The sequence below is a fragment of the Nocardiopsis sp. CNS-639 genome (assembly GCF_000381685.1).
GTDB lineage: Bacteria > Actinomycetota > Actinomycetes > Streptosporangiales > Streptosporangiaceae > Nocardiopsis > Nocardiopsis dassonvillei.
Genome location: NZ_KB906881.1, coordinates 1 through 13715 on the forward strand (window position 1 = coordinate 1; position 13715 = coordinate 13715).

A 13715-nucleotide genomic window follows, 5' to 3' on the forward strand; every position below is an offset into this window, starting at 1 on the left:
GAGAGCCTGTCCCGTACCGTCAACGTGGCCGCGAACATCGCCGTCGGTATCGCGCTCGGCGACGCGGCCTCCTCCCGCGGCGACGCCGCCGCGCGGGCGGCCGCCCTGGACCGGGCGCGGTCCATCGCCGACCTGACCCCTGCGGGCTCCGTCGCGCGCGCGAGGCTGGACATGCGCATGAACATGCCGGGGTTCTCCGGCCCGTTCGGCTCCAACAACCCCGTCGCCATCGCCGTGACCGACATCGCCGGAGAGGTGCGGGACCCCGACGGGGAGGGCACCGGAACGAGCGGCGCCGACCTCGACTCCCTGGCCCGCGGCCTGGGACTGACCGGCCCCGACGACACGGAGTCAGCCCGGTCGGAGGCGCCCGGCCCCGCGACCGGCACACCCCCCAGCGACCCGGCGGAGCGGGAGCCGGGGGCGGACCCCGCGGCGGACTCGCTCCTGGACACCTTCCACAGCGCCCTGAACACGCAGACCCCGCCCGGCCGGAGCGGACCGGTGACCGGGGAGGAGTCCTCCGACCCCGGGGCCGCGCCGTCCCCGCGGCCGGTTCCGACCCGGTCCGCGCCCGAGCCGAACACGAGCGACGAGACCACCGTGTTCCTGATGGAGACGGCCGACGAGGACCCGGCCGAGGAGGGCGGACGCCTCCCCGAACCCGGGTGGACGCGCGAGCGCGAGGACGGGATGGCCGACCTCCTGGGGCTGGAGGATCCGGCCGCCCGCGCCGCGGAGCTCGACGATCCGGGCACCAACCCGCACACCTTCGACGCGCTGCCCCGGGAGCAGCGCGAGGCCGTCGTCGCGCAGGCGGCAAGCGGCTGGCTGTCGTCCCTCACATGGATCCCCTCGCTGGACGCCGACTCCGTCCAGAACAGGCTGGAGGACCTGACGTACGACGCGGGCGACAACGCGAGCGGTGACGACCTCAACGGCTGGCCGCTCTACGAGAAGAACGGGAACCGGTGGCCGACGCTCACCGAGATCCGGGAGATCCACTCCGACGGCGGGTCCACCCGCACCTTCGACCGGCTCGTCAACGACATCTTCAGGGCGCCCGACCCCGGCCGACGGCTGCGCCACTGGTACGACAACGCGGACGACGCCGGAGCCCTGGCCAAGGCCGCCGGCGGCGCCTACCCGACGGCCGACGAGGTCCTGGACACCCTGCGCACCCTGGACGCCGCGACCGACCGCCCGCTTCCCGGCCCCGTGGAGGTGACCTTCGCGCTGAGCGGGGACGAAGGCCTCCAGGGACTCGTCGGGTACGTCGAGGGCGACCCCTCCTCACTGGTCGGCACCGAGCAGCGGGAGGCGGGGTACCTGCGCACATCCCTGGACCGCTCACCGGCGACCGGCGGTGACGGCGACGGCACGGCCCTGGTCCGCCTGACCGTGCCCGAGGGCGGGCACGGCCTGTGGATCGGCGACCGGGCGGACGCCTCCGACCCGTACACGCTCCTCCTCCCCCGCGGCACCGGCTACCGCGTCACCGGCGTCACGGAGTCGGACGGGGTCGTGGAGATCACCGCCGTGGCCCTGCCCGCGGAGCCGCGACCGGTGGCCGCGGCACCGGCGGGGCCCGCCGCGGTCCACGACCACGCGGACCGCGGGGGCGACGAGACCGACGACGGCACGGAACCGGAATCGGACGCCGAGGACTCCTCGGACGCGGAGTCGGACGCCTCGGACGACGAGGACTCCGACGGCAGGGGCACCCCCGACGAGGACGGCATCCGCCGTTTCGACTCGTCCGGGGAGATCGACGGGCAGGACCGGTGGCTCCAGGACCCGGCGAACAACCCCCACGCCTTCGACACCCTCACCCCCGACCAGCAAGGGATGGTCGACGCCTACACCAGGTCGGCCTGGATCACCCGTGTCGCCCGCATCCGGCCCTTCCTGCCCCAGACCGTCGCGCGACAGCTGATGGAGTGGCGCTCCCAGTCCCGGGCCGAGGCGGCCGACCCCGACACGGCGCAGACGGCCCACGGCTGGGACCTGTACGAGGCCAACGGCCTGGTCTGGCCGTCCGTGGAACGGCTGCGCCAGATCGCGGCCTCCCCGCGGCCGTTGCCCCCGCGGACCCGGGGGCTCATCCGGTACGTCCTCGACGCCCCCGACCCCCGTGCCGAACTCGACCACTGGTTCCACAACGCCGGTTACGCGGGGGTCATCGCCCGGCTCAACGGAGGCGTCTACCCCGACGCCGCCGCGACCCGGCGGCTGTTCCGCCTCCTGGACAGCGCGGTGGACCGCCCGCTGCCCGAGGGCATGGCCGTGTCCCGCGGCATGCAGTCGATCGACCACCTCCTGCGCACGACCGGGGGCACGGACCCCCGACTGCTGGTGGGCACCGTCCACACCGAACCCGGCTACATGTCCACCACCCTGGGCGACTCCCCGTTCAAGACGGACTCGGACGGATTCCCCTTCCTGCTGCGCCTGGACGTGCCCCAGGGGAGCCGCGGCCTCTGGATCGGTACGCGCAGCCACGACCCGGAGCAGATGGAGCTCACCCTCGGCCGCGGCACCACGTACCGCATCACCGGCGTCCAGGACAGGATCGACCCCGAATCCGGCGGCCCGCAGACAGTGCTCACCGCGACCGTGGTCACCCTGCCGCGGGCGGTGCCCGACCTCTTCTCGGAGGGGCGCACCGGCGAGGACGGCGTCCGCAGGTTCTGGAGCCCGGAGGAGGCCCACTGGTACGGCCACCGCCTCCACGACCCGGCGCACAACCCGTACGCCGTCAACGCGCTCCCCCGGGCGCGGCACGACCTCGCCCGCGCCCTCAGCGCGCTCGCGGGAGGATTCGACCTCGCCCGGACCGGCCCGGACGGCGCGCGGGAACTGTTGGAGTCCCTGCGCGCGGCGAGCCGTGTCACCCAGGCATCCACCCCGGCGGACCGGCAGCGGGTCCTCGGGTGGGAGCTGTACGAGGCGAACGGCCTCACCTGGCCCTCCCCCGACCGGCTGCTCCAGCTCCTGCCCGTGGAGCAGGGGCGCAACCCCGCGCGGGCGCGGTTCATCACCGACATCCTCAGGCACGGCCCCCAGGAGGCGGCACGCAGGCTCGGCGGGCTGTACAACACGGCCGGAGCCGCCGGGGTCCTGGCCCGCGCGAACGGGGGCGTCTACCCCTCGCCCGAGAGGCTGCTGGACATGCTGGCCTCCTATGAGGACGCCGTCCGCCGTCCGCTGCCCGAGGCGGTCGAGAGCACCTGGCACCTGGACCACGCGGCGGCGCGGGAGCAGCTGCGCGGATTCGACCCGCGCGACCCCTCCGCGCTGGCCGGGACCGAGCAGACCACCCGGGGGTACACCGCGGTCGCGCTCAACCCGCGGCCGACCGGTCCGGGCGGAGGGACGGCCGCGGTCGTCCGCCTCGTCCTGCCGCCTGGGGCGCACGGACTCTGGCTGGGCGACGCGGGTCCCCGCCCCCAGAACCAGGAGGTCGTCCTCCCGCCGGGGACCGCGTTCCGGATCGACTCCGTGGACACGTCCGGCGACCGCCCCGTGATCACCGCGCGGGTGCACGCGCCGACGGGCGGCACCCCCGCACCCGCGGTGGCGGACGGCACCCCCGTTCCCGCGGCGGTGAGTGCGCCGCCCGCCGCCGAGGCCGCGGCCGACGGGACGAACGACGCCGCCGACGGGACGGACGCGCTCCGTACCGGGCACGGGCCCGGCGACGGACGGGGGTACGTCGACGGGAACGGGATCCGCAGGTTCCGCACCGAGGAGGAGCTCGACGCCTACGACCTGTGGCTCCACGACCCGGCCAACAACCCGCACGCCTTCAGGGCCCTGGCCCCCGAGCACCGGGACCGGGTCATCGGCTACACCATCGAGGGCTGGCTCAACACCGTGGCCCGGGAGTCCATGAACGCGGGTCAGGTGGCGATCGTGCTGGACCTGATGCGCCAGGACACCGTCACGGCGTTCGAGACCAACCCCATGGGCTCGCGCGGCTGGGAACTGTACGAGATGAACGGCCTCGCGTGGCCGACCCTGGACCGGCTGCGCGAACTCCTGGCGCAGGGGCGCGTTCCGGAGAGGGCCGAGGGCTTCGTCCGGTACATCCTGGACGCGCAGGACCCGCAGGAGGAACTCGACCACTGGTACGTGCACGCCGGTGAGGCCGGGGAGATCGCCAGGTCGAGCGGCGACGCGTTCCCGACCCCCGAACGCGCGCTCGAACACCTGCGGACCCTGACGGAGGCCATCGACAGGCCCCTGCCCGAGGGGATCGAGGTGATCCGCGGTCTGGAGGAACTGGACCACCTCGAAGGCTTCGACGGCAAGGACCCCTACTCCCTCGTGGGCACGGTCCACACCGAGCGCGGGTTCATGTCCACGTCGCTGGGGAACGAGCTCGCCGGGGTCACGGCCAGGTACGCGCACGCGGTGCACCTGGTCCTCCCCCGCGGTTCCCGAGGCCTCTGGATCGGTTCGGAGAGCAGGTACCCCGGAGAGCGCGAGCTGATCCTCCCCCCGGGTACGACCTACCGGATCACCCGAGCGGGTTGGGGAGGCTCCCGCGGACTGGAGGGCCTGTACATCGAGGCCGAGGTGATCGTGCCGCCGCGGCCGGGTACCGACCCGGCTCCGCCGCGGGTCGAGGAGTCCGCCGACCTGCACGTGTTCACCGCGGCGACCGACACGGACGCCACCGTCACCGATGCCGATGAACCCGGCCTCGGCGCGGACGAGGAGGCCGGGCTGGCCGCGCTCCTCGGACTGGAGGACTCCGGGCACGAGAGCGCCGACGACGCGTACGACGACCGGCCGCTCCTGGACCGCTACGACTCCGACGACGACGCCTACGACGACCGCCCCCTCCTGGACCGCTACGACTCCGACGACGACGCGCCGACGGCCTCGGCCCCGCTCGACCGCACGGACGACGGCGACACCGCGGTCGCGGCCCCCGAGACGAGCGGCGGGGAGGCCCGCGGGTTCCGCACCCGGGAGGAACTGGACGCCTACGCGGAGCGGATGGACGACCTGGACGGCGCCCCGCACACCTACGGCGCCCTCCCGCCGGAGCTGCGCGCCCTCATCGGCGCGCACACCGCGAACCCCTGGCTCAGCGACCTCTCCCGGCTCGCGGCCTCCGACCCGGCGTTGGTCCAGGACCGGCTCGACCGGTGGAGCAGGACCAGCCTGGAGAAGGCCGCCGACCCCGACCGCCCCAACGGGTGGGTGCTCTACGAGGCGAACGGCCTGTCGTGGCCCTCGCTCGACCGGGTGCGGGAACTGTACGCCGGGGGAGTCCGCTCCCCGGCGTTCGCGGCGATCGCGGCGGACGTCTTCGGGTCCTCCGACCCGAAGAAGCGGCTGGAGCACTGGTACCGGAACGCGGACGACGCGGGGGAGATCGCCCGGGCCAACGGCGGTGTCTACCCCACCGGGGACAGGGCCCTGGAGCTCATCCGGGACATGGACGCGGCCGTGGACCGGCCCCTGTCCGGCCCGATCGCGGTGTCCTTCGCGTTGGACGTCGACCGGGACCTCGCCGAACTCGACGGATACGACTGGGACGACCTGACCGCCGTGGTGGGCAGGGTCCAGCGCGAGCGGGGATACACCACCGTCTCCCTGGGCGACTCGCCCTTCACCACCGCACCGCGCGACACCGTGGCGGTCGTCCGCATGGTCCTCCCCGAAGACGCCCGGGGCCTGTGGGTCGGTGACCGGGGTTCGGCGGGCGACCGGTACGCGCTGGTCCTGCCCCGGGACTTCGCCTACCGCGTCACCGACCTCCGGATCACCGCCGACGGGATGGAGATCGACGCCGAGCCGGTCCCCGCGGACATGTCGGCGCGGGAGCCGTCCGCGGAGGACCGGGACGACGACTCGGACGCCTCCACGGTCGTCGACGAGGGGACGCGCCTTCCGGCGGGCGACGGCCGCGGACACGTCGGCGACGACGGATACCGGCGCTTCCGCTCCCTGGACGAACTGAACGCCTACGACCGATGGCTCCACGACCCGGCCAACAACCCCCACGCCTTCGACACCCTGCCCGACGACCGGCGGAGGGTGGTCGACGCCTACACCAGGTCCGCCTGGATCACCCGGCTGGCCCGGATACGGCCCCTGTCCCCGGCCGGTGTGGCGAGCCAGCTGGGACTGGTGCGGACCGGGGCCCGGCACGAGGCCGGTCGTGAGGCCACCGTGGCGACCGCCCACGGCTGGGACCTGTACGAGGCCAACGGACTCACCTGGCCCACCCTCGACCGGCTGCGCGAGATCCGGGCGAACCCGGAGGACCTCCCCCCGCGCACCGCCGGACTCGTCGACTACGTCCTCACCGCACGCGACCCCGCCGCGGAGCTGCGCCACTGGTTCCACAACGCCGGGTACGCCGGGGTCATCGCCCGCCACAACGGCGGGACCTATCCCGACGTGGACCGCGTCCTGGAACTCTTCCGCCTCCTCGACGACGCCGTCGACCGCCCCCTGCCCGAAGGCCTGGTCGTCTCCCGTGGCATGCACTCCATCGACCACCTGCTGCACGCGGTGGGCGGGTACGCCGCCAACGACCTCGAAGGCACGGTCCACACCGAGCCCGGGTACATGTCCACCACCCTGGGCGACCAGCCCTTCAAGACCGACTCCGACCCCTTCCGCTACCTCCTGCGGCTCAACGTCCCCGAGGGAGCGCACGGCCTCTGGATCGGCTCCCGCAGCCACGATCCCGGGCAGCGCGAGCTCACCCTCGCCCGCGGTTCCACCTACCGGATCACCGGTGTCCGGGACGCGTTCGACCCGAACACGGGCGGGGTCGTGACCGTGCTCTCCGCGGAGGTGGTCCTGGGTCCGGGGGCCTTCGCGGACCCGCTCTCGGACGGACGGGTGGACGCGTCCGGTGTCCGGCGGTTCCGAACGCCCGCTGAGGCCGACTGGTACGCGCACCGGGCCGCGCGCGCGGAGCGCGGTATGCCGGTGCCGGACACCCTCCCCGCGGAGGCGCGCCGCGTCGTCGCCGCGTTCTCGGACACCCCGTGGCTCGCGGACCTGGCGCTGGTGCCCCCGGGCGACATGCGGACGCAACTCGACCGGTTGCGTTCGATGAGCCGTATCGAGCGGCCCTCGGTCGTGGACCCCCACGGCCGCAGCGGCTGGGAGCTCTACGAGGCCAACGGACTCACCTGGCCCACCCCGGAGCGGCTGCGGGAGATCGTGGACGCCGCTGAGGAGGGGACCCCCCGGACGCACTTCCTGTGGTCGGTCCTCACGCTGGGGCGCCCCGAGGAGCGGCTGGCCGAGCTGTACCGCAGGAGCGGTACGGCCGGGGCGCTGGCCGCGGCCAACGGGGGGACCTACCCCTCAGCCGAGGGCGTGCGGGAACTGCTCGAAACCTACGACGAGGCGTTGGGGCGCCCGCTCCCCGAGGCGGTCGAGGCGACGTGGGTCCTGCCCCACACCCGCGGCCTCCGGTTCCCGGAGGGGTACGACGAGGGGGATCCCTCCGGTCTCGTGGGCACGGTCCAGAGCAGTCCGGGGTACACCACGGTCTCCGTGAACCCGGAACCGGTGGGCCCGGGACACCCCGCGGCGACCGTCCGGCTGACCCTGCCCGCGGGCGCGCACGGGCTCTGGCTGGGGGCGGAGGGTCCGCGGCCGTCGAACCACGAGATCGTCCTGCCCCGGGGGATGTCCTATCGGGTCACCGGCGCGGAGAGGACCGCCCACGGCCTGCTGCTGTCCGCCGAGGCCATCCTTCCGAAGCGGGCCGGCACCGCGTCCGGGGCCCGGCCGCCGACCGTGGAGGACGCCCCTCCCACGACCGGCGGGACCGGGAAGGACACGGCCGCTTCCGGCGGGGAGGAGGAACACACGGCCCACACCGACGCCTCCGCGGACACCTCCGTCACCGGGACCGGGCTCCCGGTCGACACCGTTCCCGCCGACGACGGCAGGGGGTACGTCGACGACCGGGGCGTGCGGCGGTTCCGCTCCGTGGAGGAGACCGACGCCTACGGCCGCTGGCTCCACGATCCGGCGAACAACCCGCACGCCTTCGACACCCTCCACGAACGGCAGCGCGAGGACGTGCGCGGGTACACGGCCGACGGGTGGCTCAACGCGGTCGTCCGCGACAACCTCCCGGCCGAACGGGTCCAGGACTCCCTGGACAGGGTGCGGGAGTCGACCCGCGTCCAGGTCGGCACGGACCCGATGGCGGCCCGCGGCTGGAGCCTGTACGAACTGAACGGCCTGTCCTGGCCCACCGTCGAACGCCTTCGCGAACTCCTGGCGGGGGACCTGGTCCCCGGACACACCGCGGGCTTCGTCGGGTACATCCTCGACGCGCCGGACCCGGAGGCGGAACTGGCGGGCTGGTACGCGAACGCGGGCGGGGCCGGTACCGTGGCGCGGTCCAACGGGGGCGTGTTCCCCACCGCGGCCGAGGTGACCGCGTTCCGGGACCGCCTCGACCAGGCCGTCGACCGCCCCCTGCCCGAGACGGTCGAAACGGTCCGCGGCCTGTCCGACGTCGCGTTCCTCGACGGGTTCCGGGACATGGACCCCTACTCCCTGGTGGGCACCGTCCAGACCGAGCCCGGTTTCATGTCCGTGTCGCTGGGCAACCGGCTGGCCGGGCACCACAAGGCCGAATCCCGGCATGTCGTCCACCTGACCGTGCCCGCGGGCAGCCGCGGCCTGTGGGTCGGTGAGAGGAGCGACTACCCGGAGGAGCGCGAACTCATCCTCGCCCGGGGCACCACCTACCGGATCACCCGCGCGGGCTGGGGCGGATCGTTCGGACTGCCGGGGTTCCACATCGAGGCCGAGGTGGTGGTCCCGCAGCGGCCGGAGACGGTTCCGGCCCCGGAACAGCAGGCGGGGGACACCTCGGACCTCCAGGTGTTCAGCGTGCAGACCAGCACGCACACCACTGTGACCGGCCCCGCAGCGGCAGAACCCGGCGACAGCACCGAAACCTTCCTGACCGCGCTCCTGGGGCTGGACGCCGCCGGAACCGATGCCGCGGCCTCCGAGGGGGGTCCCGCCCGGCCGGACCTGCCCGACGACCGCCCCGGACACGTCGGCCCCGACGGCGTGCGCCGGTTCGCCACCGACGGCGACGGCGCGGGGTACGGGAAGCTCGTCCTCGGCGGCCGGTTCCCGTCCCTGACCGCGGAGCAGCAGAACTCCGCCCGGGCCTACACGAAGAACGCGCAGTTCTACAACGACTTCTCCCGGCACGCCAGCCCCGAGTCCGAGGTCCTTCGGCTCAGCGAGCACCGGTTCTTCGGCGCGTGGGTCGAGAAGTGGTTCGGCGGGCACATCCCGTCCAAGGAGAACGCGGAGGAGACCTGGGGCCTCCTGCGCGACGGGATGGACATGCTGGACCGGGCGATGGAGCCGGTTCCGGAAACGGTCGAGGTACGGCGCTCGGTGTTCGGCGTGGGCTTCATGGCCCCGCCGGGGCGGCCCTTCCACGATCCCACGGACCTGATCGGCACGGAGTTCGTCGAACGGGGCTTCCTCTCGGGGTCGCTGGGCGTCGAGACGGTGAACCAGGCCGCCGCCTACCAGTTCCACCTGGCCGTGCCCGCGGGGCACCCGGCCCTGTGGATCGGGGGCGACAGCGTGCACCGGTCCGAGCGGGAACTCCTCCTGCCGCGCGGAACGCGCTTCAGGGTCGACGACGCGCTCCAGGACCCCGACACCGGGCAGTGGACCCTGCGGGTCACCGTGCTGCCGTTCACACCGCGACCGTGACGGAGGAGGAGGGATGACCGACGAGGAGCGGGCCGCGCGGGACGGGTTCCGCCCGGACTTCGCGGGTGCCGAGCCCAGGTTCGCCGCCGACACCGACGGGCCGGTACTGCACGTCCCGGTGCTGCGGGGGGACGGGAGCGTGCTGGGCCGCCTCTGGGCTTCGCGGGACGGGGCCGCCGCGGGGTTCCTGCCCGTGCCCGGTCCGGCGGGGCTGAACGCCAAGGGCGCCTGGGTGCGCCGCCTGATCCTGGCCCGGGCCCAGGGGTTGGACGCCCTCGGCGCGCTGGCACGCTGGACCGGGGCCCCTCAGGACGACCGGGCCGGGGCGGTCCCACCGGGGAGCGTGCCCGAGCACGCCGACCGCCTGCCCGCAATCCCTCCCCCTGACCCGGGCAGGGCCCCCGACACCGCGGTGACTGATGGAGACGAAAGGAAGTGAGGACGGCCATGGACGGTGGGAGCCCACCCGAGGACGGGTACCGCACGGACCGGGGCGGGACGGACTCCGAACCGTCCCGCGGGGCCGACGGCGCCGGGGGCCCTCCCCGTGCGCCGGGTACGGGGCAGGAGGTGTTCGACCGGTGGAGCGACGAGGCGCTGGCCCCGGTTCTGGTCGGCCGCTCCTACGCCCCGACCACCGCGGGCCCCGTGCTGTACCTGCCCGTGCACCGGGACGGCGTCCTCATCGGGTACCTGTGGGCCTCCGAGACCGAGGAGGCCGGTGACTTCCAACCCCTCCTGCCCCCCGACGCGGCGGGCAACGCCGCCCGCGGCTGGTGGACGATGGAGCACGTGCGCCTGCGCGGTGAGGGGCTGACAGCGCTGGAGGCGCTCCGGTCCTGTGCCGGGAGGGTCGACGACCCCCAGGGAGGACGGGTGGACGCCGACGCCCCCGAGTCCCGTGCCGAGAGCCTGGAGGAACTGCGCGCCCTCGCCCGGGGCTGAGGCACCGGCCCCGGGCCCGCTGACGAGTTGGTGCGTGACAGCAGGTGAAGGTCTCGCTGGAGGACGCGAGGTCGGACTCGTCGCCGTGGACGTGCGCGGGGAGGAGATGACCGTGCTCGCCCGCTGAGCCGCCGGGGCCCCGGGGCCGGCCCGGTCGCGCGCCCGGTCGGCCCGGCCGCCGCGGCGCCGCCCGCGGCCCGGGGGATCCGCCGCCGCGCGGCGGTGGCCGGTTCCGGCCAGCAGGCATGTGCGCGGGCGCCGGAATACCCCGGGCCGCCCGGTGGTATCACTGGTCTGGACTTCCCCGCGCAGACCGGAGCCGACTACCGAAGCGCGACAGGGCCGGGGTTTCCCGGTCCTGGGAACAGTGGACTGCCCGGCCCCGGCCGTAGTGAGGTGTGACCTATGTCGATCTGGTCCCGCGGTGACCGTACCGGAAGGGTCGAGGAAGCCCTTCTGATGCTGGAGGGACAGGGGATCATCGACGGCCTGGAGATCCTGCCGGGCGAGGCCAAGCCCTACCGCGTGCTCGTGCCCGCGGGCCTGGTCCACATGGACGAGGACGAGGCGTCGATGTTCGCGCTCGGCGCGGTCGTGGGGGCGTTCGGCGCCATCGCCCGCCAGCACGCCTGAGGCCGGGACCGGCCCCGCCCGGCCCGGGCCCGGCGCTAGCGGGCGGCCTCGGTGCGGCCCATGGTGCGCAGCACCGCGTCCAGGAGCAGGTCCCGGACCATCGCGCGGTGCTCCTCGGTGTGCGCCGCGGTCAGCTCGTTGTTGAACGTGGACAGGCACAGGCCCACCACCATCTCGGCGAGCGGGCGTGCGGGGCGGCCGTCCTCGGGCAGCTCCTCCACGAAGCGGGCGATCTCCAGCGCCTCGCGCACGGCCTCCACCCACGGTTCGGTGCGCTCGCGCCACCAGTCGCGCTGCGGCCCGGGTTCGGAGCCCAGGCCAGAGGCGGCGGCGAGCAGCCCGCCCGACTCCAGCCACAGTCCCGTCCAGGCGTCCACGACGCGGCCCATGTAGCCGTCGATGGTCTCCATGCGGCCGAAGGTGAGGTCGAGCCGGGAGGCGAACGCGGTCAGCCGCACGTCCACGGCGGCCTGGAGCACCTGGTTCTTGTGGTTGTAGTACCGGTAGACCGTGGAGCGGTCGATGTCCACGCCCTCGGTGATCTCCTTGTAGGTGATCTGGCTGAAGGGTTTGGCGCGCAGCAGCTCGACCAGGCTGTTCTGCAACTGGAGCATGCGCTGCGCGGCGCGCGGGCTGCCGCTCGTGCTCTGCCCCGCCTCCCTCCGCGCCGCCGTGCCCGACCCGTGCTCCGCCATCTGTCCCCACAGCCCTCGTCGACCGAACCTCCCCCAGCTTGCCGCACCGGGGAGGCTTTCTCCAACACGGCGTTGGGGAGGTCGGACACGTGGTCACACGCGGTGCCGCCCCGTGCGGGCGGGTCGGGCGGCGGGGGCGGGCCCGCCCGGCGCGGCGGGCCCCCTCCCCGCGCGGAGGAGCCGGAGGGCGGTTAACCCTCCCACTGGGTGGCGAGCTCCTGGACCCTGCGGGCGCGGTGCGAGGTCAGGAAGTCGCGGTACCAGTGGTAGCTGTCCTTGGGGTGGCGCTCCAGGCGGTCGTAGTCGACGCGGACCAGCCCGAAGCGGCGGTCGTAGCCGTAGGCCCACTCGAAGTTGTCCAGCAGCGACCACACGAAGTAGCCGCGCACGTCCACCCCCGCGTCGATGGCCGTGGCCAGGGCGCCCAGGTGGTCGCGCAGGTACTCGACGCGGCCCGTGTCGCGGACCCGGCCGGTCTCGTCGGGCTGGTCGTCCTCGGCCGAGCCGTTCTCGGTGATGAAGATGGGCGGCAGGTTCGGGTAGCGCCGGTCCAGGTCGATGAGCAGGTCGGCGAAGGTGGCCGGGACCACCGGCCAGTCCATGGTGGTGTGCCGCACGCCCTCGATGCGCACCTGCTCGGTGCGGATGTCCACGGCGGTGCGCGCGGCCGGGTCGGCCTCGCTGTGGGGGGCGTCGCGCAGCATGATGGGCCGGTAGAAGTTGACGCCCAGGAAGTCCAGCGGCTGGCCGATGATGCGCAGGTCACCGTCGGCGCGGTAGGAGCCGTCGGCCATACCCTCCCAGACCTCGTCCTCGTTGTCGGGGTAGGCCCCGGCGAAGATGGGGTCGAACCACACGCGGTTGTGCAGGGTGCGGGCCCGCTCCACGGCGGCGCGGTCGGCCTCGGAGTCGGTGGCGGGCAGGAAGTGGTCCGGGTTGAGGGTGATGCCGACCTCCCCGGCGGCGGCCGCGCGCAGTTCGCCGGTGGCCATGCCGTGGGCGAGCAGCAGGTGGTGGGCGGCGGCCAGGGCGGGCGTGCCCTCCCGGGTTCCGGGCGCGTGGCGGCCGACGGCGTGGCCGACGAAGGCCGAGCAGAAGGGCTCGTTGAGGGTGATCCACCGGTTGACGCGGTCGCCGAGGCGGTCGGCGACGATGCGGGAGTACTCGGCGAAGCGGTAGGCGGTGTCGCGGACCCGCCAGCCGCCCTCGTCCTCCAGCGCCTGGGGCAGGTCCCAGTGGTAGAGGGTCAGGGCGGGTTCGATCCCGGCGCCGAGGATGGTGTCCACCAGGCGGTCGTAGAAGGCCAGCCCCTCCGGGTTGGGGCGGCCCTTGCCCGTGGGCTGGACGCGCGGCCAGGCCACGGAGAAGCGGTACAGGTCGACGCCCAGGTCGGCGAGCAGGGCGACGTCCTCGCCGTAGCGGTGGTAGTGGTCGCAGGCGACGTCGCCGCTCTCGCCGCGGGCGACGCGCCCCGGCGTGCGGCAGTAGGTGTCCCAGATGGAGGGGCCCCGTCCGCCCTCGTGGACGCCGCCCTCGATCTGGTAGGCGGCGGTGGCGGTGCCGAAGAGGAGGCTGGCGGGCAGAGTGGGGTCTTCCATGGTGTTCCTTTCGCGGGAGCGCTCCCAATCGTATCGAAGGTGACCTCCGACACCAATCATCCTTAAGTAGTCGAACAAACACCCTGAGCACGCGAAA

The 13715-nt window shown here is 74.0% G+C and carries 6 protein-coding genes; 4 read left to right on the forward strand and 2 right to left on the reverse strand.

Annotated features, from left to right (window positions below; all coding sequences use genetic code 11):
• The first annotated feature begins 24 nt into the window (after positions 1-24).
• From G011_RS30320 to G011_RS30325, 4 genes are all read left to right on the forward strand, one after another.
• On the forward strand, positions 25-9747 hold the full coding sequence (locus G011_RS30320) for an ADP-ribosyltransferase (protein WP_231391599.1): 9723 nt from the start codon (positions 25-27) through the stop codon (positions 9745-9747).
• A 13-nt stretch (positions 9748-9760) separates the two neighbouring features.
• Positions 9761-10186, forward strand: coding sequence for a hypothetical protein (locus tag G011_RS0126550; protein WP_019611113.1), 426 nt, complete (start codon positions 9761-9763; stop codon positions 10184-10186).
• Positions 10187-10194: 8 nt separating this feature from the next.
• Complete coding sequence (locus G011_RS0126555; protein WP_019611114.1) at positions 10195-10692, forward strand: hypothetical protein; 498 nt, start codon at positions 10195-10197, stop codon at positions 10690-10692.
• Between the two features lie 405 nt (positions 10693-11097).
• Positions 11098-11325: a hypothetical protein gene (locus G011_RS30325; protein WP_019611115.1), complete on the forward strand. Its 228-nt coding sequence runs from the start codon at positions 11098-11100 to the stop codon at positions 11323-11325.
• Positions 11326-11360: 35 nt separating this feature from the next.
• Here G011_RS30325 and G011_RS0126565 read toward each other — a convergent pair whose 3' ends face one another.
• Positions 11361-11939 (reverse strand): TetR/AcrR family transcriptional regulator, encoded by a 579-nt coding sequence (locus G011_RS0126565; RefSeq protein WP_026338689.1) that lies wholly within the window; start codon positions 11937-11939, stop codon positions 11361-11363.
• Positions 11940-12211: 272 nt separating this feature from the next.
• The gene (locus G011_RS0126570; RefSeq protein ID WP_013153560.1) at positions 12212-13618 is read right to left on the reverse strand and encodes a GH1 family beta-glucosidase; all 1407 of its coding nucleotides are present in this window, start codon (positions 13616-13618) and stop codon (positions 12212-12214) included.
• Positions 13619-13715 lie beyond the last annotated feature (97 nt).

Coding starts and splice junctions, on each gene's coding strand:
- G011_RS0126550 (WP_019611113.1), top strand. CDS start 9,761: ATGACCGACGAGGAGCGGGCCGCGCGGGACGGGTTCCGCCCGGACTTC.
- G011_RS0126555 (WP_019611114.1), top strand. CDS start 10,195: ATGGACGGTGGGAGCCCACCCGAGGACGGGTACCGCACGGACCGGGGC.
- G011_RS30325 (WP_019611115.1), top strand. CDS start 11,098: ATGTCGATCTGGTCCCGCGGTGACCGTACCGGAAGGGTCGAGGAAGCC.
- G011_RS0126565 (WP_026338689.1), bottom strand. CDS start 11,939: ATGCTCCAGTTGCAGAACAGCCTGGTCGAGCTGCTGCGCGCCAAACCC.
- G011_RS0126570 (WP_013153560.1), bottom strand. CDS start 13,618: ATGGAAGACCCCACTCTGCCCGCCAGCCTCCTCTTCGGCACCGCCACC.